At 68.6% G+C, this 22282-nt stretch carries 23 protein-coding genes; 12 read left to right on the top strand and 11 right to left on the bottom strand.

Annotated elements, in window-relative coordinates; all coding sequences use genetic code 11:
• Positions 1-63 precede the first annotated feature (63 nt).
• Entirely contained in the window at positions 64-1782 is a 1719-nt protein-coding gene (locus tag ABIC28_RS21840; protein ID WP_307861273.1) for an aldehyde dehydrogenase family protein, read from the bottom strand.
• A 195-nt stretch (positions 1783-1977) separates the two neighbouring features.
• Between ABIC28_RS21840 and ABIC28_RS21835 the strand changes: the two genes are divergently transcribed.
• The 12 genes from ABIC28_RS21835 to ABIC28_RS21780 all read left to right on the top strand — a co-directional run bounded on the left by ABIC28_RS21835 (position 1978) and on the right by ABIC28_RS21780 (position 7235).
• On the top strand, positions 1978-3171 hold the full coding sequence (locus ABIC28_RS21835; RefSeq protein ID WP_209927130.1) for a PucR family transcriptional regulator: 1194 nt from the start codon (positions 1978-1980) through the stop codon (positions 3169-3171).
• Between the two features lie 155 nt (positions 3172-3326).
• A complete protein-coding gene (locus ABIC28_RS21830) occupies positions 3327-3575 on the top strand; it encodes a hypothetical protein (protein ID WP_097214044.1) in 249 nt (82 codons plus the stop codon).
• Positions 3572-3961: a hypothetical protein gene (locus ABIC28_RS21825; RefSeq protein WP_209927129.1), complete on the top strand. Its 390-nt coding sequence runs from the start codon at positions 3572-3574 to the stop codon at positions 3959-3961. Before ABIC28_RS21830 ends, ABIC28_RS21825 begins: the two co-directional genes overlap by 4 nt.
• A 64-nt stretch (positions 3962-4025) precedes the next feature.
• Positions 4026-4295: a hypothetical protein gene (locus ABIC28_RS21820; RefSeq protein ID WP_209927127.1), complete on the top strand. Its 270-nt coding sequence runs from the start codon at positions 4026-4028 to the stop codon at positions 4293-4295.
• Complete coding sequence (locus ABIC28_RS21815) at positions 4292-4702, top strand: Imm50 family immunity protein (RefSeq protein WP_097214047.1); 411 nt, start codon at positions 4292-4294, stop codon at positions 4700-4702. The genes ABIC28_RS21820 and ABIC28_RS21815 overlap by 4 nt, the downstream gene beginning before the upstream one ends.
• Positions 4699-5013, top strand: coding sequence for an immunity protein CdiI family protein (locus ABIC28_RS21810; RefSeq protein WP_097214048.1), 315 nt, complete (start codon positions 4699-4701; stop codon positions 5011-5013). Before ABIC28_RS21815 ends, ABIC28_RS21810 begins: the two co-directional genes overlap by 4 nt.
• Positions 5010-5210, top strand: coding sequence for a hypothetical protein (locus tag ABIC28_RS21805; RefSeq protein WP_097214049.1), 201 nt, complete (start codon positions 5010-5012; stop codon positions 5208-5210). The genes ABIC28_RS21810 and ABIC28_RS21805 overlap by 4 nt, the downstream gene beginning before the upstream one ends.
• Positions 5211-5235: 25 nt before the next feature.
• A complete protein-coding gene (locus tag ABIC28_RS21800) occupies positions 5236-5514 on the top strand; it encodes a hypothetical protein (protein WP_209927126.1) in 279 nt (92 codons plus the stop codon).
• A 16-nt stretch (positions 5515-5530) separates the two neighbouring features.
• The gene (locus ABIC28_RS21795; protein WP_097214051.1) at positions 5531-6190 is read left to right on the top strand and encodes a hypothetical protein; all 660 of its coding nucleotides are present in this window, start codon (positions 5531-5533) and stop codon (positions 6188-6190) included.
• A 66-nt stretch (positions 6191-6256) separates the two neighbouring features.
• Positions 6257-6613, top strand: a complete 357-nt coding sequence (locus ABIC28_RS21790) for a hypothetical protein (RefSeq protein ID WP_097214052.1) — start codon at positions 6257-6259, stop codon at positions 6611-6613.
• Between the two features lie 37 nt (positions 6614-6650).
• Positions 6651-6914: a hypothetical protein gene (locus ABIC28_RS21785; protein WP_097214053.1), complete on the top strand. Its 264-nt coding sequence runs from the start codon at positions 6651-6653 to the stop codon at positions 6912-6914.
• A gap of 36 nt (positions 6915-6950) precedes the next feature.
• Complete coding sequence (locus tag ABIC28_RS21780) at positions 6951-7235, top strand: hypothetical protein (protein WP_209927125.1); 285 nt, start codon at positions 6951-6953, stop codon at positions 7233-7235.
• 115 nt (positions 7236-7350) lie between these two features.
• Here the strand turns inward: ABIC28_RS21780 and ABIC28_RS21775 are convergent, their stop codons facing one another.
• The 10 genes from ABIC28_RS21775 to ABIC28_RS21730 all read right to left on the bottom strand — a co-directional run bounded on the left by ABIC28_RS21775 (position 7351) and on the right by ABIC28_RS21730 (position 22131).
• On the bottom strand, positions 7351-8304 hold the full coding sequence (locus ABIC28_RS21775; protein WP_097214099.1) for a glycine betaine ABC transporter substrate-binding protein: 954 nt from the start codon (positions 8302-8304) through the stop codon (positions 7351-7353).
• Between the two features lie 49 nt (positions 8305-8353).
• Positions 8354-9070: an ABC transporter permease gene (locus ABIC28_RS21770; RefSeq protein ID WP_209929042.1), complete on the bottom strand. Its 717-nt coding sequence runs from the start codon at positions 9068-9070 to the stop codon at positions 8354-8356.
• A 104-nt stretch (positions 9071-9174) separates the two neighbouring features.
• On the bottom strand, positions 9175-10437 hold the full coding sequence (locus tag ABIC28_RS21765) for an ABC transporter ATP-binding protein (RefSeq protein WP_354580826.1): 1263 nt from the start codon (positions 10435-10437) through the stop codon (positions 9175-9177).
• Entirely contained in the window at positions 10434-11126 is a 693-nt protein-coding gene (locus ABIC28_RS21760) for an ABC transporter permease (protein WP_179800705.1), read from the bottom strand. The genes ABIC28_RS21765 and ABIC28_RS21760 overlap by 4 nt, the downstream gene beginning before the upstream one ends.
• 117 nt (positions 11127-11243) lie before the next feature.
• On the bottom strand, positions 11244-12767 hold the full coding sequence (locus tag ABIC28_RS21755; protein ID WP_354580823.1) for an acyl-CoA synthetase: 1524 nt from the start codon (positions 12765-12767) through the stop codon (positions 11244-11246).
• A 77-nt stretch (positions 12768-12844) separates the two neighbouring features.
• Positions 12845-13369 carry a cytochrome C5 gene (locus ABIC28_RS21750; RefSeq protein WP_354580851.1) on the bottom strand — a complete coding sequence of 175 codons (525 nt, stop codon included), beginning with the start codon at positions 13367-13369 and terminating at the stop codon, positions 12845-12847.
• Between the two features lie 100 nt (positions 13370-13469).
• Positions 13470-14345, bottom strand: a complete 876-nt coding sequence (locus tag ABIC28_RS21745; RefSeq protein WP_354580821.1) for an alpha/beta fold hydrolase — start codon at positions 14343-14345, stop codon at positions 13470-13472.
• Positions 14346-14400: 55 nt separating this feature from the next.
• Positions 14401-15399 (bottom strand): MBL fold metallo-hydrolase, encoded by a 999-nt coding sequence (locus ABIC28_RS21740; RefSeq protein WP_354580819.1) that lies wholly within the window; start codon positions 15397-15399, stop codon positions 14401-14403.
• Between the two features lie 124 nt (positions 15400-15523).
• Complete coding sequence (locus ABIC28_RS21735) at positions 15524-18787, bottom strand: protein kinase domain-containing protein (protein WP_354580817.1); 3264 nt, start codon at positions 18785-18787, stop codon at positions 15524-15526.
• A 128-nt stretch (positions 18788-18915) separates the two neighbouring features.
• Positions 18916-22131 carry a protein kinase domain-containing protein gene (locus tag ABIC28_RS21730; RefSeq protein WP_502945060.1) on the bottom strand — a complete coding sequence of 1072 codons (3216 nt, stop codon included), beginning with the start codon at positions 22129-22131 and terminating at the stop codon, positions 18916-18918.
• Positions 22132-22282: the final 151 nt, after the last annotated feature.

Genomic DNA, 22282 nt, shown 5'->3' with positions numbered 1-22282 from the left:
CATCTCCACATCGGGAAGTGTTGGGGGGAGGCGGCTCTCGCCGCGGGTGCGGAACCGTCGGTCTTAGCCGCGCAGCGCCGAGGCGAAGATTGCGGGCAGCTTCGTCCACGATGGCTTGCCCGCGAACTCGGTCAGCCGCCGCCCGGTGCCTGCCGCGGTCCGGTTGGTGACGAACCACGGCGGCTTCGGTGAGATCGACCACTCCCGGTGCATCAGCGACCGCGGGGACGGCCGGAACGGCCCGCGCACCACGGTGCGCTCGGGCCGGTCGATCAGCAGCGCGTTGTGCACCACGCCGATGCCGCTCTGCACGTCGCTGAGGGTGTGGCCGGGGAACGCGCCCCAGGTCGCCGCGGGGGTGAGGTACCCGACCCCGGTCCATGCGTTGATCGCGATCGTGCCGTACCGCAGCGATTCGAGCAGCGCGTCGAAGCGCGCCCCCATCGAGTCGATGGTGCCGGGCTCTGCGATGATGTTGACCCCGAGCGTCCCGACGAACTGCTCGTTGACCACGTCGGCGGCGCGGGTCGCGAACTGCTCGCCGTCGTGCGGCAGCTCGATCACCCCGAGCACCGGCCCGAAGTACTCGGTCTGCAGCAGCGGGGCGAACTCGTCGGGCTGCAGGCCCGACACCAGCACCCGGCCGCCCTTCTGGCCCAGGCGCTCTGCCTTCGGGTAGGACCGCTCGGCCGAGGCGACCCGGTCGTCGCTGCCCGGGTAGTACGCCGGCCGGGCGGGGGCGCGGTCGACGGCGGCGCGCAGCGCGGCGACGAACTCGTCGCGTTGCGGCCACCGCGAGGACAGCACGACCACCTGCGAGGCGATGCAGTTGTAGCCGCCGTTGTGCAGGCGCTGCGTGGCGATGTGCTCGGCCTGGAACTCGATGTCGGCGCGGCTCCAGGTGCCGGGCAGCACGATGGTCGGCGACACCCCGCCCAGCTCGCTGGTCATGCCTTTGTCGAGGACCGGCTCGCCGGCCGCCTTGCGGCGCGCGCCCTCCTCACCGGTGCCGAAGACGATCGCGTCGTGGGTGAGCGCGCTGCCCGTCATGTGCACGTGGTCGACGAGCCGGTGCCGGGTCAGGTAGGTGCCGACGTCGGCGCCGCCGGTCAGGATCCGGACCGCACCGATCGCGATGAACGGCTCGAGCACCTTCGTGAACACCGGCAGCATCCGGTCCATGATCGGGTTGAGCTTGAGCGCGACGACGCGGTTGTGCGCGAACAGTTCGTACAGGGTGTCGAGCGGCGCGATCGAGGTGATGTTGCCCGCGCCCAGGACCACCCCGACGCCCTGCGTCCGGGTCGGATCGAGCTGGGCGAGGCCCGCCTCGCGCTGTGCCGTCGCACGATCGACGCCCGGCTGCAGCCACACGTCGGCGCTGAACCCGCTCAGCAGCAGCTTGTCGAAGACGTTCATCGGCAGGGCCCGCACGGTGGTGCGGCCGCCGGGGGCGGTGCCGAAGGTGGCGTCGGTCAGCGGACTGGTGCCGGATTCCAGCTTCTCGAGGCTGTCCGACAGCACCGTCGCGGCGGTGGCCACGGAGTACGGTCCGGAGATCCACTCCTCGCCGACCAGGGGGGAATCGGGGTCGAGTCGCTTGATCTGCACCGCCGCCGCCACCCATTCGGCCGCGTGCGCCGCCGTGAGGTCGCGGACCTGGTCGAGCAGTTGGCGCCTATGGCCAAGGGACAGGCCCGCCCAGGCCTTCTCGCCCTCGACGAGGTCGGCCAGGGCCTGATCGATGGCCGGGTGGGTGCTGGCGGGGTCGTGATCAGACACGGGACAACTCCGTTCGATTCGAGTCGGGCGGGGCCGGACTCGTCGGATCTTCGACTCGTCGGATCTTCTATGTGTGATCCTCGTCCCATCCGGTGCCGTGCGCCATAGGCGGAGGGCGTCGATGTCGACCAGCCGGTTGTGCGACCGCACAAATTACTATGGCGTGGATCACTCACCGGCGGCTACCCTGGGGCGATGGTCGTCAGCCCCGAAATCGCTCCACCCACGCCCGCCGAGCTGCTGCACGACATGCGCGCCTCGGTGGACGCGCTCGCCGACGAATTGGTCGCTCGCATCGTGGCCGCCGAGCAGGACTACGCCGACGCCTCGCTGCTGACGCCGGAGCAACTGCGGTCCGCGTGCTGGGACAACCTCTCCTCGATGCTCGGCAACCTCGACGGCACCGCACCGATCCGGCTCGAGTCGGCCCGCGCGGCCGGGCGGATGAAGGCGGAACGGGGAGTGTCGCTGGCCGCGCTGCTGCACGCGTTCCGGCTCGGCGGGCGGCTGATCTGGGAGGAGCTGATGGCGCGGTCGGACGGTCGCGCCAGTCGCTGGCTGCTGGACATGGCCGAGCAGGTCTGGGCGCTGGTCGATGTCTATTCCGACGCCGCGGCCGACGCCTATCGGAAGGCGGCCGACACGAGGGCCAGGGAGGACGCCGAGGCGAGGCGGCGGCTGATCCGGATCCTGTTCGCGAACCATGCCCTCAACCCGGCGGGTGTCGCGGATGCGGTGCGGGCGTTCCGGATCCCCGATCGAGGATCCTTTCTGGTTGTGTCCGTGCGGGATTCGGAGTCCTGTCCGTCGGCGGACGCGCTGCGATCGCGGCTGGGCGGGGTCGGCGTCGACTCGGTGTGGGACACCGAGGTGGACGGTCGCCTCGGCCTGCTGTGGGCGCCGACGGAGGCGGCGCTGGACGCGGCACTCGCCGCGCTGGGCGAGATCGGCGGCGGACCCGTCGGGGTGAGCCGCGGGTTCGCCCGACCGGGCGGCATCGGGGCGGCGGTGGAGCAGGCCCGGCAGGCCAGGAGCTGCGCGCCCGACGGCGCGGGCGCCCCGACGCGCTACGACGCGGTCCCGGTGCCGCTGCTGGTGATCCGTCAGCCGGACGCCGGACAGCTCGCCGCCCGTCAGGTCCTGGGGCCGGTGCTGGCCCTGCCCGCCGACGAACAGCGCAACCTGCTGACGACCCTCGAGGCCTGGTTCGCCGCCCGCGGATCGACGACGGCCGCGGCGGCGGAGCTGCACTATCACCGCAACACCGTGCTGTACCGGCTGCGCCGGATCCAGGAGCTGACCGGCCGCGACTTCTCCGACCCGGTGCACGCCGCCGAGCTGTACGTCGGGCTGTGCGCCCACCGGCTGCTCGGCGCCGGGCGGGAGTGAGCCCGGGCCTGCGCCGGTCCTGATGGGGTCGAGCTTCGGTTGTGAGTCGCCCTGCACCCGTCTTCGGTGGTGATGGAACCGATCGAACCGTCCGTGCGTCCAAATCACGTGCGCTCTGTGAGTTGAGCCGGGACACTTCGGGAAGCGGGTGGGCAGTGCGGATCAACGTTCGACGACTGGACGGCTATCTCGAGCGACTCGGATTCGGTGAGCGTGATTATTCAATCGGTCGCGAAGTCGAGAACAGGCTCTGCCTTCTGCAGGAAGGCGACCAGTGGCTCGTGTTCTTTTCCGAGCGAGGCTCGAGGTGGGATGACGTGAGCTTTGACTCCGAGGAGGTCGCGTGCACCTTCATGCTCGGCCTGTTGGCGCAACAGTATGTCGAAGAGGGGCCGCGTCGATGACGGACTCGGTCACGACGGTGTCGATCACGGAGATAAGAAGACTGCTCGCTCAGTCGAGCCTCGACCGAACAGCGGTTGATATCGCCGATGGCTTGCTCGCGGGCGTCGGGCCTGCAGATCAACACGTCGAGGTTCACGAAACCGACCGGCAGGTGGCGGTCACGATCTACGAGCGAAGGTGGCGCCGCGAGTTGAAGTCCGGGGCCGTCGTTCATGGAACGCAAGATCTCCTGTCCGGGCTCGAGAACGCCGACTGCGAAACCGTGTGGATGGCGATGCCCGCGGTCGCTGGGCGGGCGGTCATCCTCTGGTTCGATTCGGCGATCGCCGAGGTGCTCGGGTGTGTCGTCACCTCACTTCCCCGACCGTTGAGGAGGCACGTGTGATCGCCCTGAACTCCACCTGGCAGGGCGAGTCCGTGCAAAAGCCGGATGGGCGTTGGATGTCGAGTTGGAGATCGCAGACCCGGTTCCGTGGGGGAGCGTTGTGATCATCAAGTGCGGTGTTGCCGAAGTGTCGGAGAGCAGCGGAGTTCTTGCCGTGAGCGGGCAGATCAAGGCTCTGGAGGCGGATGATGTTGTTGCGCTAGATGTTCGGCTCGGAATCATCCTTGTCGAAATGGTCGGGCAGCGGCCGACGATTCGAATCGGAGACTTCATCAGTTTTGCACCGCGTGACGTCACGATCTACCCGACCGGAATCTGGAGCAGCGGCGAATGAGCTGGATCGAATTCTTGCAGGACGCCCGCAGTGTTCGGGCGATCTACGGCGATGTGATCCCGAACCTGTCCGAAGTCGAGGTCCACGAGATCCGGTTCGACACGCGGGGGAGTTCGGTCATTCTGCGGCTCGACCTGGCCGACTATCCACTGAACCCGCCACCGAAGTGGGTCGAGCAGCAAGCGAATACGGTGCAGATCGAACTGCACTTCTCCGAGGTGCGAGGCGTTGAGTTGAGCGGTTGGGGTACCGAGCGACGGGCGAGCCTCCACGTCGACGAGGCCCCGGGCTCGGGGTATGAGGTTGCCTGCATTGGCGCGTCGCGTCTGAAGATGGTGGCGCGGTGGATCGCGATTCGCAAGATCTCAGCTCACCAGAGTGCCGGTCTGGGAGGAGGAGTGGCATGAGATACCTGAGACTGTCTGCCGACTATCTCGAACCGTCCCTGGTTGATCCGCAGGCGGGGCGGTCAACCGCGGCCGAACTGGGATTGTCCGAGGCGCTGAGTCAGCGGATCGAGGACTGGAACGAGCAATACCAGCAAATCATCGCGCTGACGATGCCGGAACGCGCCGCCGAGGAGATCCGGTCGGTGATCGCCTCGCTGGATTCGGAGGGGCGCGAACTCGCTAGGGACATCGTGGCCGAGACACCTGGTGGGGCGAAGGTCGAGTACTTCAGCGAGGGACTACTGAAACTCTATCGGGAGCTGCCATGACGGCTGTGGGACAGCTGGACCAGCGCATACACTGGGAGGCAACCGGAGACCCGCGCGAGCCACACCGCGCAAGACTGGATGGCCAGACGCTGTCGATTCGGCTGGGCGATTTCCCGGCGGACGCGCTCTACACACTGCTTCTCGACGGAGAGGTTGTCGCGGAGTTCGACGACTGGCCGGCCCTCTGGGTACGGTGACGGGGATGGCCATGGGGGTGGACTGATGTCTCGACAGTTGCTGTCCGACAACCAGCATGCGATCAGGGAGTTCGAACGAGATCTGATCGACGTGGCCGAAGTCCAGGGCAGGCTCGCCAGGTGCGGGCGAGGGCTGGATCGCACGTTGAAGCCGGTAGCCGATCGGATTCGCGATGTCGAGTTCGAACTGGAGCGGGTGCGGTTTCTGGTTTCCCAGGAGGACCAACGTGGGCAGGGGTTGCTCGCGCTCGAGGGCCTGGATGTCATGGCCTCATCCCTTAAATCCGGCAGGAATGAGGCGTAGGGGAATGCACCCTGCAATGAACGGCAACCGTTTCACGCTGAACCGTGAACCGGCGCAGTCAGTGCCCATTCTGGCGCCGGTCGCATCCGCGTATCCGGGCATCGGTGTGCTCGGTATCGAGTTTGCTCGGGTAGGAGACCGCTCGATATCGGGTGCGGTCGCGTCGGCATTCGAGGTGCTTCGGCCTGCCGTGTCGAGCTTCGCGAACAGTCGAGTCGCGCTTGTCGGGATGACGCCGCCGCTTCGGCCCTACAGCCGGACCGGACGGCTGTCGATGGAGCGTCAGGCGCTCTGGGGCCAGTGGGAAAGCCAGGGCGTGGCCCTTCCCCACGGGGAGCGCCGCGATTGGCAGACCGGGCGAACGGACGTGCAGTTCGGGGGATTGCTGGTGACAGATCTCGAGCAGTTGGGTACCGCGATCGAAGTCAGCCGCGCGCGGTCGGCCGTTTGCCTCGTGCTGCCGCCGCCGGAGAACATCGACCGACTGGAGCGCGCGGCCCGCGCGATTCGGGATGTGTCGGCCGACGGCAACACGCTCGTTCCACAACTCGTGCCCTCCATCCCGTCCGGCGGGCTGCTGATTCGGGGTTTCGGGTCGTTCGACGATCATGTGGTCGGTATAGATATCTATGCCGACACAGCGGAACTCGACAGCCTGCAGCAGGCATTGTCCTAGTTCGGAACGGTTGGATGAACGGCCAGGCGATGGGAGGCTTTCGTCTGACGAGTACGAGGGGGAGACATGTCATACCGCCAGTTCGAGACCCCGAATCTCTCGGATTTGTCGGAGGTCGACCGGATCTCCCTGCTGGAAGGTGGCGGGGATCTCGGAGTCCTGGCGCTCCGGGCGGTGTCCGACGACGGGGACCATGTCGACCTGACCCTCGATCCGCTCGGCCGTTCGATCAGGCTCGTCTGGATCGCGGACGGTCGTCGACTCGTCGATGTCTACCGTGAAGGCGCCACGAGATTCGATGTATCTCAGGAACCTGGTTCGGCTGTGCTCCGCGTCGCGGTGGAGTACGACGATGCGGCGGGACTCCTCGAGGTCGGGATCGGATCCGAAGTGTCCGTGAAGGATCGGCTGATGTTCAACTGAGGAACAGGTGCGCGAGGCCGGGTTGCAAAGGAGCAGCATGAGATTCAATGACACGTACGTCTCGCGCGACGAGCGATTCTCGGTCGGCATCGATCTGGTGACAGGCGGAGGCTACGTGTCGATCCCGGTGAGCAACGGACTGGTCGACTACGAGGAGTACTACGAGATCGACCCCGAAACCTACGCGCGTTTCTTGTCCGACCCGGCCGTTGCCTCGTCGTTTGCGGCTGAGTGCAGGCGCCGTGAGCGGGACGAGTTGCTCATCATGCCGCCGGGTCGGAACCGGGGTACCCCGATCTAGCAAACGCTCGATGGAAGATGGTGCGTGACTTAACGGATGGGACATCTCAAGAGTCGACCGAACTTCATCGATGGGGTCTCGGACGTGCTGGGGATCATGCTGGATCGGAAGGGGCGCGTTGAGTTCAAGGTGATCGAGCGGCTCGGCGTCGACCATCCGGGTCTCGACGAAGAACACCGCGCGCCCGCACTCGGACGGCCTGGCCTCATCCTCGTCGAACTGGCTGGGCCGCGGTCGGCGATTCACATCGAAGACTTCATCAGCTTCGCACCGGGTGAGGTCTCGATCTCCCCGACCGGAATCTGGAGCAGCGGCGAATGAGCTGGATCGAGTTCCTACAGGATGCCCGCAGTATTCGGGCGATCTACGGCGATGTGATCCCGAACCTGTCCGATGTCGAGATCCACGAGATCCGGTTCCATACCAAGTAGGCGGGTCAGTCGGCAGCCGTGACGAAACCCTTGTCCACCAACCACGCTCGGGCCACGTCGGCCGGCTCCTGGCCGTCGACGTCGACGCGGCGGTTCAGCTCGGTGATCTCTTCGTCGGTCAGCTCCGCGGATACTGGCGCCATCACCTCCGCGACCTGCGGGTGCTCCTGCGCGAATCCCTCACGCATGATCAGTGCCGGATTGTATTTCGGGAAGAAGGAGCGGTCGTCGTCGAGCAGGACCAGGTCCAGCGCGATGATCCGGCCGTCGGTGGTGAACACCTCGCCGAACTTGCACTGGGTGCCGTCCGCGGTGGCCTGGTAGATGATGCCCGTCTGCAGGATCTGCTTCTGCGCCTTGGCCGGATCGAAGTCGTAGGCCGCGGCCATACCTGGATAGCCGTCCTGGCGGACGTTGAACTCGGTCTCGACGCAGGTGGTCGCCGCGGCCGGGTCACGCTTGACCAGATCCGCGTACTCGGAGAGCGTCCGCACCCCGGTGGCTTCCGCGGTGGCTCGGCTGGTGGCCAGGGCGTAGGTGTTGTTCATCGGCGCGGGGTCGGTCCACACCAGTCCGTTACGGGTGAGGTCCTCGTCGCGCACCGCCTCGAACTGTGCGGTGGGGTCGGGGATCGGGTGCTCGTGGCCCAGGTAGTTGATCCAGCCGGTGCCGGTGTACTCGTAGGTGAGGTCGATCTGGCCGTGGACCTGCGCGTCGCGGGTGCTATTGGAGCCCTGGATGTTGGTGAGGTCGCGGATGTCCGCGCCGGCCGCGGACAAGGCGAACTCGATGATGTACCCGAGGATGATCTGCTCGGTGAAGTCCTTGGAGCCCACCGTGATCGGGACACCCTCGAGCTCGGGGACAGGAGTGATGCTGCCCGGGCCGACCTTGAGGGGCAGCGCGCCGCCGGACTCGAGCCCACAGGAGGCCAGCGTGACGGCAGTCGCCGCGACCATCGCGAACGCTGCGACCTTACGCAGCAGGGGCTTCCGGCGTCCGGCCATGTCAACGCAATCCCTTCGGGCCGAGGTAGACCTCGGCGAGGGCGCCGAGCCAGTCGACGAGCAGGGCCAGCGAGACCGCGAGTACGGCACCCACCACCAGGGTCACGTTGTCGCGCAACTTGTACCCCGTGTCGATCAGGACGCCGAGCCCGCCGGCGCTGACCAGGAAACACAGGGTGGCCGTGCCGACCGCCAGCACCAGCGAGGTGCGCAGGCCGGCCAGGATGTACGGCACCGCCATCGGGAACTCGACGCGGCGGAGCACCGTGCGCGCCGACATGCCCTGGCCGCGGCCCGCGTCGATCAGCATGGGATCCACCTGCTGGTAGCCGAGGATCGTGTTGCGCAGCACCGGAAGTAGTGAGTAGAAGGCGATCGGCAGTACCCCGATCCAGAACCCGGTGGTGCGGGTGGCGAGGTAGAAGAGCACCAACAGGCCGATGGCCGGGGCGGCGGCACCGATGTTCGCGATGCCGACGAACACCGGCGCCAGCCGGGTCCAGCCCGGCCGGGTGAGCAGCGTGCCCAGGGGTACCGCCACTGCCACCACGATCACCACGACGGCGACCGTGATCAGCACGTGCTGCCAGGTCAGGGTCGCCAGATTGGCCACGCTGATGCTGGCCTGCTGGGTGGCGTTCAGGTCGCGGCTGAACGCCCACGCCAGGACCCCACCGGTCAGCAGGAGAACCAGCACCGGCTGGGCGAGCAGGCGCATCCGTTCGGCGCGGCGGTCGGCGGCCGCGGTGTGGTCGACGACGGCCACATCGGTGGCGGCGACGCCCGCGCCCGGCGCGGAGCCCCGCGGGGACGTCTCGGTGCTCACGGGGCCAGCTCCTCGGGAGCGCGCTGCGCCTCAGCGGGCTCGTCGAGCGCGCTGGGGCCCGGGTCGGAAAGGTCGTCGTGGTCGTCCGCGTGCTCGTCGCGCAGCTGGCGCAGGTTCTCCACCAGGGTGTCGATGGTGATGAGGCCGACGTACTCGCCGCGACGTCCGGTCACGACCGTGGACGCGCTGGACTCTGCGAGCAGGGCCTCGAGGGCGTCCTGCAGCGTGGACTGCACCGAAAGGATCTCGCCGACCGGATCACCCACGTCGCGCAGCGAGTCCACGGTGGCCAGGTGCGCGGGGGAGACCCAGCGGACCGGGCGGTTGCGGGCGTCGAGGATCAGGCCCCACTGCCGTCGGCGGGCGAGCAGGGCCCGGCGCATCTCGTCGACGGAACCGTCCTCGTGGGCGGTCGGGCATTCGATCAGCCGCACGTCCCGGACCCGGCTCAGGGTCAGTTGCTTGAGGGAGGCGTCGGCCCCGACGAACCCGGCGACCATGTCGTTGGCGGGGTTCGCCAGGATCGCCTCCGGGGTGTCGTACTGCATGATGTGAGACTGGCTGCCCAGCACCGCAATTCGGTCGCCGAGCTTGACGGCCTCGTTGAAGTCGTGAGTGACGAAGACGATGGTCTTGCCGAGCTCGGACTGCAGTCGCATCAACTCGTCCTGCAACAGGCCCCGGGTGATCGGGTCGACGGCGCCGAACGGCTCGTCCATCAGCAGCACCGGTGGGTCCGCCGCCAGCGCGCGGGCCACCCCGACCCGCTGCTGCTGACCGCCGGACAGCTGTCGCGGATACCGGTCCCGGTAGGTGTCGGGGTCGAGGCCGACGAGGTCGAGCATCTCGTCGGTGCGTTCGGCGATGCGTTTGCGGTCCCACCCGATCAGGCCGGGCACGGTCGCGACGTTCTTGGCGACCGTCAGGTGCGGGAACAGACCCGCCTGCTGGATGGAGTAGCCGATGCCGCGGCGCAGTTGGTCGGGGTCGATCGACAGCGCGTCCTTGCCGCCGATGGTGATCCGTCCCGACGACGGCTCGATCAGCCGGTTGATCATCCGCATGGTGGTGGTCTTCCCGCACCCGGAGGGTCCGACGAACACCACGGTCTCGCCGGCGGGGATCGTCATCGAGACGTGGTCGACCGCGGCGTCCACCTGCCCGGGGTAGCGCTTGACCACGTCGTCGAGGACGATCTCGACCCCGTGGGTGTGGTCGTGGTGCGCGGCGGTGCCCTTGCGCGATGCGGTGTCGGTCACCGGATCCCCCTCGAGGTGGTGAGTCGGCCGAGCAGGACGTAGAGCCCGTCCAGGACCAGTGCCAGGACGACGATGAGCACGGTGCCGGTCAGTGCCTGCGGAACCGCGGTCGGGCTGCCCACGCGGGACAGGCCCGAGAAGATGAGGTTGCCGAGGCCCGGGCCTTTGGCGTAGGCGGCGATCGCCAGGATGCCCATCAGCATCTGGGTGCTCACCCGGATGCCGGCCAGGATCGAGGGCCAGGCCAGCGGCATCTCGATCCGCCCGAGCACGCGAAGGCGGTTCATCCCGACCCCACGCGCGGCGTCGGTGATGGCCGGGTCGACCGAGGCGAGACCGATGATGGTGTTGCGGATGATCGGCAGTAGGCCGTAGAGCACCAGTGCGGTGACGGTCGGGCGCACGCCGAGGCCGAGAATCGGGATGAGCAGACCCAACAACGCGAACGAGGGCACGGTGAGGATGGTGCTGGCCAGTCCGGTGGCCACCGCGGATCCGATCGGGCTGCGGTAAACCATGATGCCGATGCCGACGGCGATGATCGTCGCGATCACGATCGACTGCACGACCGCGCTCACATGGAGGTAGGAATCGGTGACCAGTTGGCTGCGTCGCGCGAACACAAAGTCCCACCAGGCCTGAAAGTCCACCGGCGACACCTCCGTCCGTACACCCGCCGACCACCACATTGCTCGCAGGTCGGCCTCCGCGCAATGAAGCGCGAAACGTGGCGTGTCAGGTTTCGGACACGCAACGGCGCCCCGACCGAGGGTTGGGGCGCCGTTGCGGTCTGCTGAGGTTCAGCCCTACGCCCCCGTCCGCAACTCCCGTTTGAGCAGCTTCCCGCTCTGGTTTCGCGGCAGCGCGTCGACGAACTGGATGTTCTTCGGCACCTTGAACGGCGCGATCCGCTCCTTCACGTGCCCGATCAGGGCCTCGGCCGTCACCGGCTCGTGGTCCTCGCGCAGCACCACGACGGCGGTGATCGCCTCGATCCACTTCTCGTCGGGGGTGCCGATCACCGCGACCTCCGCGACCGCCGGGTGGGTGTAGACGGCGTCCTCGACCTCGCGGGAGGCGACCAGGATGCCGCCGGTGTTGATGACGTCCTTGATGCGGTCGACCACGGTGATGAAGCCCTCGGCGTCGCGGGTGACGAGGTCGCCGGAGTGGAACCAGCCGTCGCGGAACGCCTCCGCCGTCGCCTCCGGGTTCTCCCAGTAGCCCTGGCACAGCTGCGGCGATCGGTACAGCACCTCGCCGGACTCGCCGTCGGGCACGTCGTTGCCCTCGGCGTCGACCACCCGGGTCTCGACGAAGAACACCGCGCGTCCGCACGCGGACGGCCGGGCCTCGTGCTCCTCGGGCTGCAGCACCGTCGCGAGCGGGCCGATCTCGGACTGCCCGAAGCAGTTGTAGAAGCCGAGGTTCGGGTAGCGCTCGCGCAGCCGGTTCAGCACGGTGACCGGCATGATCGATGCGCCGTACTGGGCCTTTGTCAGCGAGGACAGGTCGCGGGTCTCGAGGTCCGGGTGGTTCGCCAGGGGCACCCACACGGTCGGCGCGAGGAACAGCGAGCCGATCTTCTCGGCCTCGATCCGGCGCAGGATCTCCGGGATGTCCGGCGCCGCCATCAGATTCACGGTCGCGCCCACGGACAGGTAGGGGATCGCGAAGACGTGCATGCCGGCGGAGTGGTATAGCGGCATGCAGATCAGCGGGTTGTCCTCGGCGCTCAGGCCGAGCGCGATCACGGACGAGACGTACTCGTGCACGAGCGCACCGTGGGTCATCATGGCGCCCTTGGGCTTCGACGTGGTGCCCGAGGTGTAGAGCAGCTGCACCAGATCGGTCGAGGCGGCCTGCGGCTCCAGTGCCGGCACCTCGCCGGCGCCGCTGAGCTCGAGCAGTGAGCCGTCCGCGTCGCGCAGCGGCAGCACGTGCTCGATCGCCAGGTTCTCGCGCACCGAGGCAAGCGTGCCCTCGAGCGCCGGGTCGACGAGCACCGCCCGCGCCCCGGACTGCGACACCAGGTAGCTCAGCTCCTCGCCCTTGAGGGCGTAGTTGACCGGCACGTGCACCAGGCCCGCGCGGGCGCAGGCGAGGAAGCCGATGACGTACGCGTCGGAGTTGGTGCCGTACGCGGCGACGCGGTCGCCCGGCTCGAGTCCGAGCGCCAGCAGGTAGCCGGCGGCGCGGGTCACCGCGTCGTCGAGGTCGCGGTAGCTGCGGCTGCGACCGTCGAAGGTCAGCGCGGTGCGATCGGGGAACTTGGCGGCCGAGCGGCGGAGCACGCCGTCGACGGTGTTGGTGCGCGGATCGAGACTCATGGACGTCAGGTTATCGGACGTCCAACTATCGCGATAGGGGTTGCTTTTCCGCCCCGATTGTGGCCCGGATCACGCGACTAGCGGTCGTCGGCCGAACTCAGGTGGTCCATGAGGTCGTCGAGCGACTCGAACTCAACGACCTCATGGTCGTCGTCCATCTCATCCACGAAGACATCCTCGACGACGAGATCCTCGTCGAGCTGGGCCCGGATCCAGCTGTCGGGGAACTGCTTCGGCGCGAGGAAGGACAGCAGGACAGCGTCGTGCAAGACGGCCACGGACCTGAGGGTCAGATCATTGCGCAGGTCGGTCGCTTCGATCAGGCTCTGATCGCCGACCGCGTCCTCGATCTCCTCGGCGATCGAGTCGACCACCTGACCCCACTGTGTGGTCGAGATCGTGAGCAGTCGTTCGACAGCAGAAAGGAGCGCACCGGTGTCCAGGCCGGACCGCTCATCGAGCTCGGGATCGACGTTCACCGTGACGTCGGTCCCGGCAGCACGCAACAGTGCGGTCCCGACGACGATCCCGTCGTGGGCGAGTGGGTCCGTCAGCAACCCACGCCGAGCGATCTCGTCCCTGAGCCGGTCAATCGGGTCCATCACGGCCATGCCTCCTGCGCGCGCTCGGTCATCCCTTCCGGTTCGTGCGCTGGTTCAACCGGCGCCTTCGAAGGGCTGTCGCCGAGAGTAGCTGTGCGCTCTAGGTGCGTGAGTCGAGGTGACCGAGCAGCGTGCGCAGGATCGGTTCGGCATGCGTCCACAGGACGGCGCCGCCGATGCCGGGCACCAGATGGCGAACGGCTCCGGGGATGCGGGTGGCCAGCCAATCGCCGTGGTCGGGTGAGTGGCTGGTGTCCTGATCGCCGTACCAGAGGTCCACGGGGACACGGATCGTCGTGAGGTCGAAGGGCCAGCGGCCCATCGCCAACACTGTGTCGCGGGCGTAACCGGCGGGGCCCGGCGCGAACGCCTCGCGCATGCTGCCGCGGTAGGCACGCTCGAAGACGGGGTCCCGGTAGACGGCGACGTCCGACGCGGGGCTGGAGTCGATCACCATCTGCCACATGGCGTCCGCGTCGAACGTCGCGAAGAGGCGCTCCGCGGTGTCCGGGTCCGACGCCGTCAGTTCGACGAGATCGCGTAAGGGCTTCGGCAGGGCATCGGCGAACCGCGGCGCCGCCACCTCGTCGCTGCCGGACACGATCGCGACCGCGGCGCCGACGCCCGCCGCCGCGCACGCGAGTGCGAAGGGCGCGCCCTGAGAGTTGCCCACGATCGCCGGGTTGCCGAGACCCCGCAGCGCGGCGAACTCGCGCACGTCGGCCGCGAAGTCCCGAAAGGTCTTACCGGGCAGTGGCGTCGACCGGCCGAGGCCCGGGCGGTCGAGCGCGACGAGCCGCACGCCGAGCGACTCGACTGCCTCGGCGCCGAACCCGAGCGACCCGGTGGTCGCGGCGCCCGGGCTCAGCAGCACCGGAATCCCGTCCGCGCGGCCCCATTCGGCCCACCCGATCACCCGCCCGTCGGCGAGACGCGATTCGCCCAGCCGGGCCGGCGCCGAGACATCCACAGACATGGTCGCGATTCTCGCCCACAGCCCGCGGGTTTCGCGACCGAGTTTTCGGCGTCGGCTACCGCCGCGCGAACAGCGCCGGCTCGCTTCCCGGCACCTGCGCGACCTGCTCGCGCGCGACCAGGTGGCGCAGGTGCGCGGCGGCCTCGGACAACGCCATGCCCTTGGCCATCGGATGGAAGTCGGTCCACGGGCGGTACCACTTCATCCGCTGGGCCACCTCCCAGACGGTGATCTGGTCGTCGCCGAACGCGGCGTACAGGTGCTCGAGCCGCTCCTCGTGGTGCTCGATCAGCTCGCCTGCGCGGCCCGCGACGTCGTCGATCGGGATGCCGTGCGCGCCGAGGCCGCGGGTGATGTCCATCGTCTGCACGCGGCGCAGCGAGTCCAGGAACTCGGCGAGCGCGTCGCGCTCCTCGAGCGGGTAGACGAAGTTGCCGACGTGCGGGGTGGTCTTCTGCAGCACGTGGTCGCCGGTGAACATCACGTCGGCATCATCGAGGTAGAAGCAGGCGTGGCCGGGGGTGTGGCCCGGCGTGAACACCACCCGCAGCCCGCGCCCGGTCAACGCGATCACCTCGTCGTCGGCGAGGATCCGGTCGGGAGTCGATTCCGGGCCGGCCGGAGACTTGCCGTTCGCCACGGCTGCGAACGCGTCGAGGTCCGCCTGCGTCGCGCCCGCGCGGGTCAGGTTCACCTGCTGGTCCGCGAGCCAGACCTCGTCGTGGGGGGAGGACATCTTCCCGAACATGTCCATGTCATCGGCGTGCATCGCGATCCAGGCCCCGGAGGCCTCGCGCACCCGCCCGCACAAACCGGTGTGGTCCGGGTGGAAGTGCGTGAGCACGACGCCCTCGACCTCGGAGATCGAGTGCCCGACCGACTCGAGTCCGCTGGTCAGGCCCTCCCACCCCTCGTCGCCATCCCAGCCGGCATCGACCAGGACGATCCCACCAGGGGACTCCATCGCGTAGACGAGGGTGGTGCCAAGGGGGTTGTGGGACATGGGAACGGGAATCTGAAAAATGCCATCGCCGATGGCGGCCGCGTCGAGCATGGGATACCTCGTCACTAGTGAAATTGGTTTCAACTCTTTGACCTCATCATTACCGGACGTCGACGCGCCGGTCCATACCCGGGTCCCGGGCGGCGGGATCGGCCCGACGGTGCACGGGTCGATGTCAGCCCCGGTTCTGATCGACCATCCAGGCGGCGACCTGCGCCCGCGAGGTGAATCCCAGCTTGGCGAGGATCCGCTCGACGTGTCCCTCGGCGGTCCGTTTCGAGATCACGAGCCTCGCTGCGATGGCGCTGTTGGTCAGCCCCTCCGCGACGAGGCCGGCGACCTGGAGCTCGCGTCGGGTCAGGGTGGTCTTGCCCGTGTCGGCCCGCTCCCGAGATGACTCGGTGGACTCGCCCAGCGCGTAGGCGACGGCCTCCCCGAAACTCGCGGACGCACCCTTCCGGTAGCTCGCGTCGAACGACTTCGGCGTGAGCGCCTTGCGGGTCAGCCGCTCGCACTCGTCGTGCTGTGCGCGCAGGCCCGGGATGGCGATCTCCGGCAGGCCCCCGGTCTGCCGCATGGCCTGCGCGCAGCCCAGCAACACCGCGGACTTCGTGTGGTCGCCAGCGGCAGCGGCGATCCAGGCCAGGCCCTCGAGGCTCGGGGCGGCGCCGAACGAATTGTCGACGGACCGGGACAGTCGCAGAGCCTGTTCCAGCAGCGCGATCGCCCTCGCCGGCTCGGTCGTCCACACCGCCAACCCGAGCGTCCGCACGGCCCACGACCGGAACGCGAGCTCGCCGCGCGGCTCGGTGATGTCCAGCACCTGTTCGAGGTAGTCGGCTGCCCGCTCCGGTTGTCCGAGCAGCCCGCTGGCCACCTCGGCGCCGGTCAGGGTGATGACCCGCAGGAGGTGGGCGTCGGGCGGACAGGTCTCAAGGACGGCGTCGAAATATGTTGCCGCGGTGGATACGTCATTGGCGCCCAACGCCAGAACGCCTGCGGCGTAGAACGCGGTCGCGGCGGCGTCCGGGTCGCCGGTGTCCGCTGCTGCCGCTCGCGCCCACCCGATCCACTGGGCGCCGGTCTCGATGTCGCTCCGAAACCCGTTGAGCGCCGCGCCGAGGCTCACCGCCCGCACCCATTCCGGGCCGCGCGGAACGTCCTCGACGGTCAGCAGTCGCTCGGTCCAGCGGGCGCCCTCGTTGATCTGTCCGCTGATGAGCCAGAACGGGTACAGGGCGGCCGTGATGCGCAGACCGGCGGCCACCTCACCCGGCTCCGTCATGCTGGTATCCAGTGCCTCGCGAAAGTTCTGCTGGTCCAGCTTCAGGTGGGCGATCCAGTCCAGCTGGCGGGGCCCTATCCAGTCGCCTTCCGCCCTCAGCGCCAGGCGCTCGTACCAGTCGAGGTGGCGTCGCCGCATGAGTGCGTACTCGCCGGACTCCGCCAGCTTCTCGAGGCCGTACTCGCGGATGGTGTCCAGGAGCCCGTACCGCCCCGCCCTGGCCGATTCCTCGTGGATCAGGATCGACTTCTCCACCAGCGACGCGACCAGGTCGAGCAGCGCGCCCGGCGTCAGGTCCGCGCCGCAGACCTGCTCCACCGCGGTGAGTTCGAAGCTGCCCGCGAACACGGAGAGGCGGGCCCACAGCTGTTGCTCCTGCGGCGTGCACAGCTCGTGGCTCCAGTCGACGCTGAGCCGGAGGGTCTGCTGCCGCGTCGGGGCGGTGCGTCCGCCGCGGGTCAGGAGTGTGAAGCGGTCGGTGAGCCGTTGCAGGATCTGTTCGGGGGACAGTGCGGCCAATCGTCCCGCGGCTAGTTCGATCGGCAGCGGCAGCCCGTCGAGCCGGTGGCAGATCCCGGCCACGGCGGCCATGTTGTCCTCGGTGAGCGCGAATTCCGGAACGACCGCGGTGGCGCGTTCGGCGAACAGGGTCACCGCGTCGTAGCTGGGCAGTGCCCCCAGGTCGAGCTGATGGTCGGGGGCGGGCGCGCTGAGCGGCGGAACCCGCAGGGTCGCTTCCCCTCCGATGGCGAGGGCTTCCCTGCTGGTGGCCACGATGCGCAGCTCGGGGCAGTACCGGAGCAGGGTCTCGGCGAGTTCCGCGACCGCGTCGATCACCTGCTCGCAGTTGTCGAGGACCAGCAGGATCTGGCGCGGCTCGAGAAATTCCGCGAGGACCGTCTGCAGCGGCTCGCGGGAGAAGGACTGCAGCCCGAGGGCGGCGGCCACCACGCCGACCACCAGCGACTCGTCACGCAGGTCGGCCAGTTCGACCAGCCACGCCCCGTCGCGGAAGGCACGCTGGACACTCGTCGCGATCCGCAGCGAGAGGCGGGTCTTCCCGACGCCACCGATGCCGGTGAGGGTCAGCAGCCGGGACGACGACAGCATCTCCTTCGCCTCGGTCAGTTCGCTGCGGCGGTTGACGAAACTCGTCAGCTCCGCGGGCAGGTTCCCCTTCCGGCCCCGCGTCGACGGCCCGGTCGGCGGAATCCCGCCATCCGCCGACGGACGACGATCGCCGCGCTTGACGGCGATGGATTGCAACGCCATCTCGTCGACCGGATAACCGTGGCGGAACTGGATCTCACGCAGGACGTTGCCGAGCTGCGCGGCAGCGGGGCGGGAGCCCGGATCGGCGGACATGGCGTGCTCGATGGCGGCGGCCACGTCGTCGGGAATGTCGAGTTCGCGCAGGTCCGGAACGGGCTGCGAGGTGATACGCACGAACTGCGCGACGACCTGCTCGCCGCTGCGACGCTCGAAGGCCGCGTGGCCGGTGAGGGCGCAGAACACCGTGGCACCGAGCGCGTAGACGTCCGCGGAGGCACTGGACGGGCCACCGCCGAGGACCTCGGGCGCGGTGAAGGCCGGGGTGGCGGTGAACGTGCCGGTGGCGGTCTCGAACCCGTCGGGGAGATGTGCGATGCCGAAGTCGGAGAGCGCCGACTCGCCGTAGTCGGTGAGGATGACGTTGGCCGGCTTGATGTCGCGATGCAGGATGCCGAGCCGGTGCGCGGACTCCACCGCGCCCGCCAGCTTCACACCGAGTTGCAGCGTCTGCTCGAGCGACAGTGGACCGTGGTCGCGGATGCGCACATCGAGGGAACGCTGCTCGTAATAGGGCATCACGATGTAGGGATGGCCGTTCGCGGTGGTGCCGACCTGCAGGACGTTGACGATATTGGGATGCCCGGTGAGCCGGCCCATCGCCCGCTGTTCCCGGACGAAGCGCGTCCGATTCTCCTCGTCGAGGTCGGCGGTGAGCACCTTCACCGCCACGGTGCGGTCCAGCGTCGCCTCCGTGCAGCGGTAGACGACGCCGAAGCCGCCGCGCCCGATCTCGGTCGCATCGGTGAACCCGGCGGCGGCCAGCTCCGATGTCGCCGACGGGCGCACACCGCGCTGGGTCGCGAACGGATCGTCACCGACCATCGGTCATGCCGATCTGTGGCGTTCTCGACGATGCGGCACGGTACTCACCTCACGGGCAGGGAGCGGACGTGGCCGACCGCGAGAGCTGGCCTGGCTCCGGAACTCCATAGTGCCACCCGAACGTGGCCTCAGCCGTGGTCCTGTTCGACCATCCAGGCGGCGACCTGCGTTCGCGAGGTGAATCCCAGTTTGGCGAGCATGCGCTGGACGTGTCCCTCCGCGGTCCGTTGCGAGATGAAAAGCCGGCCGGCGATCGCACTGTTCGTCAGCCCCTCCGCGACGAGGCGGGCCACCTGGAGCTCGCGTTTGGTCAGGGTGGGTTTGTCCGTGGCGGCCGGGCTCCGAGGCGGCGCGGAGGACTCGGCCAGTGCGTACGCGACGGCCTTCCCGAAGCTCCTGGAGGCACCCTCCCGGTAGCTCGCGTCGTAGGACTTCTGCCCGAGTGCCTTGCGAGTCTGTCGCTCGCACTCGTCGTGGTGTGCGCGCCAGCTCGGGATTGCGATGCTCTGCACGCCCCCCATCTGCCGTATCGCCTGCGCGGAGCCGAGCAACATCGCGGACCTCGGGTAGTCGCCGTCGGCCGCGGCGGTCCAGGCCAGACAGTCGATACACAGCGAGGAGCCGTACGGATCGTCGAAGGATCGGCACAGTCGCAGCGCCCGTTCCACCAGCACCATCGCCCGCTGCGGGTCGGTCGGCCACACGGTCAACGCCAGCGTCTGCAAGGCCCACGCCCGGAACACGACCTCGCCGCGCGGCTCGGTGATGTCCAGCATCTGCTGGAGGCAGTCGGCCGCCGTCGCCGTCTGCCCGAGCAGCCCGCGGGTCACCTCGACACCGGTCAGGACGGCGAGCCGCAGGAGGTCGTTGTCGGCGGGGCACTTCTCCAAAGCGGAGTCGAAACATGTAGCAGCGGTGGGTATGTCATTCGTTGTCAGTGCGAGAAGGGCTGCGGCGTAGTCGGTGGTCGCGGCACCGATCGGGTCGTCCGGATCCGCTGCCGCGCGCGCCCATCCGACCCATTCCGTGCCGGCGGCGATGTCGCCGCGGAAGCCGTTGAGCACCGCGCCGAGGCCTACCGCCCGCACCCACTCCCTGCCCCGCGGCAGGCCCTCGACGGTCAGCATTCGTTCGGTCCAGTGTGCGCCCTCGTTGAGCTGCCCGCTGGCAAGCCAGAACGGGAACAGCGCGGCCGTGATCCGGAGACCGACCGCCGCGTCGCTCGGCCCCGCCATGCTGGCATCCAGTGCCTCACGAAAGTTTTGCTGATCCAGCTTCAGTCGGGCGATCCAGTCCAGCTGGCGGGGGCCTATCCAGTCGGTTTCCGCCCGCAGCGCCAGGTGCTGGAACCAGTGCCGGTGGCGTCGGCGCATCTCCGCGTACTCGCCGGACTCCGCCAGCTTCTCGAGGCCGTACTCGCGGATGGTGTCCAGCAGCCCGTACCGGCCGGTGGCCGCCGATTCCTCGTGGATCAGGATCGACTTCTCCACCAGCGACGCAACCAGATCGAGCAGCGCACCCGGCGTCAGGTCGGCTCCGCAGACATGTTCCACCGCAGCGAGCTCGAAGCTGCCCGCAAACACCGACAGGCGAGCCCACAGTTGCTGTTCCTCGGGCGTGCACAACTCGTAGCTCCAGTCGACGGACAGCCGGAGGGTCTGCTGCCGGGTGGGGGCGGTGCGTCCGCCACCGGTCAGGAGCGTGAAGCGGTCGGTGAGCCGCTGCAGGATCTGCTCGGGTGACAGGGCCCGCAATCGTCCCGCCGCCAGCTCGATCGGCAGGGGAAGTCCCTCGAGCCGGTGGCAGATCCCGGCCACGGCGGCCATGTTGTCCTCGGTGAGCGTGAATCCCGACACGACCGCGACGGCGCGGTCGGCGAACAGGGTCACCGCGTCGTAGTTGGGTAGCGCCCCGAGATCGAGCCGACGGTCGGGGGCAGGCGCGCTGAGCGACGGTACCCGTATTGTCGCCTCACCGGCGATGCCGAGCGATTCCCGGCTGGTGGCGAGTATGCGCAGCTCAGGGCAGCGCTGCAGCAGGGTTTGGGTCAGGTCCGCTACCGCGTCGACAAGCTGCTCGCAGTTGTCGAGCACCAGCAGGGTCTGGCGCGGCTCGAGATACTCCGCGAGGACCGTCTGCATGGGCTGGGCAGAGAAGGACTTCAGTCCGAGAGCGGCCGCCGCCACGCCGGCGAGCAGCGACTCGTCGTGCAGGTCGGACAACTCCACCAGCCACGCGCCATCGCGGAAGCCGCCGCGCTGGGCGCTCGTCGCGATCCGCAGCGCGAGGCGGGTCTTCCCGACACCGCCGATCCCGGTGAGCGTCACCAGCCGGGAGGTCGTCAGCATCTCCTTCGCCTCGGTCAGCTCGCTGCGACGGTCGACGAAGCTCGTCAGGTCCGCGGGCAGGTTTCCCTTCGTGCCCCGCGTCGAGTGTCCGGTCAGCTGGCGCGTGTCGCTCGTCGACGGCCGACGATGACCGCGCTTCGGAGTGGCGACGGATTTCAGCGCCATCTCGTCGACCGGAAAACCGTGGCGGAACTGGATCTCGCGCAGGACGTCGCCGAGTTGCGCGGCCGTCGGGCGAGCGTCCGGATCGGCGGACATGGCGCGCTCGACGGCGGCGGCCACGTCGTCGGGGATGTCGAGTTCGCGCAGGTCCTGCCGGGGCTCGAAGGCCGGGTGGCCGGTGAGGGCGCAGCACACCGTCGCACCGAGCCCGTACACGTCCCCCGCGGCACTGGGCGGGCCACCGCCGAGGATTTCGGGTGCGGTGAAGGCAGGAGTCGCGGTGATCGTGCCGGTGGCGGTCTCGAACTCGTCCGGCAGGTGTGCGATGCCGAAGTCGGCGAGCGCCGGTTCGCCGTAGTCGGTGAGGATCACGTTGGCCGGTTTGACGTCTCGATGCAGGATGCCGATGCGGTGCGCGGACTCCACCGCACCGGCAACCTTCACTCCGAGTTGCAGTGCCTGTTCGAGCGACAGCCGACCGTGGTCTCGGAGGCGCAGGTCGAGCGAACGTCGCGGGTGATAGGGCATCACCAGGTAGGGCAGGCCGCTCGAGGTGGTGCCGACCTGCAGGACGTTGACGATATTGGGATGCCCGGTGAGCCTGCCCATCGCCCGCTGTTCCCGGAAGAACCGGGTGAGGTTCTCCTCGTCGAGGTCGGCGGTGAGCACCTTCACGGCCACGGTGCGGTCCAGGGTGGCCTCCGTGCACCGGTAGACGACGCCGAAGCCGCCGTGGCCGATCTCGGTCGCATCGATGAACCCGGCGGCGGCCAGCTCCGATGTCACCGAGGAGGTCACATCGCGCTGGGCCACGGACGGATCGTTTCCGGCCATCGGTCACGCCGACCTGTCGCGCGTATGGCGTCCTTGACAATGCGGCACGGCACTCACCTCGGCAGCAGATCCGGCCTTGCTCCGGAACTCCATAGTGCCACCGGTTCGGGGCGGTCTACCAGCGGTCCACCGGGAAGTCGGTGCGCTGTGA

The sequence above is a fragment of the Rhodococcus sp. PvR044 genome (assembly GCF_040548995.1).
Taxonomy (GTDB): domain Bacteria; phylum Actinomycetota; class Actinomycetes; order Mycobacteriales; family Mycobacteriaceae; genus Rhodococcus_G; species Rhodococcus_G oryzae.
The sequence above is the reverse complement of the archived record's forward strand: the minus strand, read 5'-3'. Positions and strand labels throughout refer to the sequence as shown.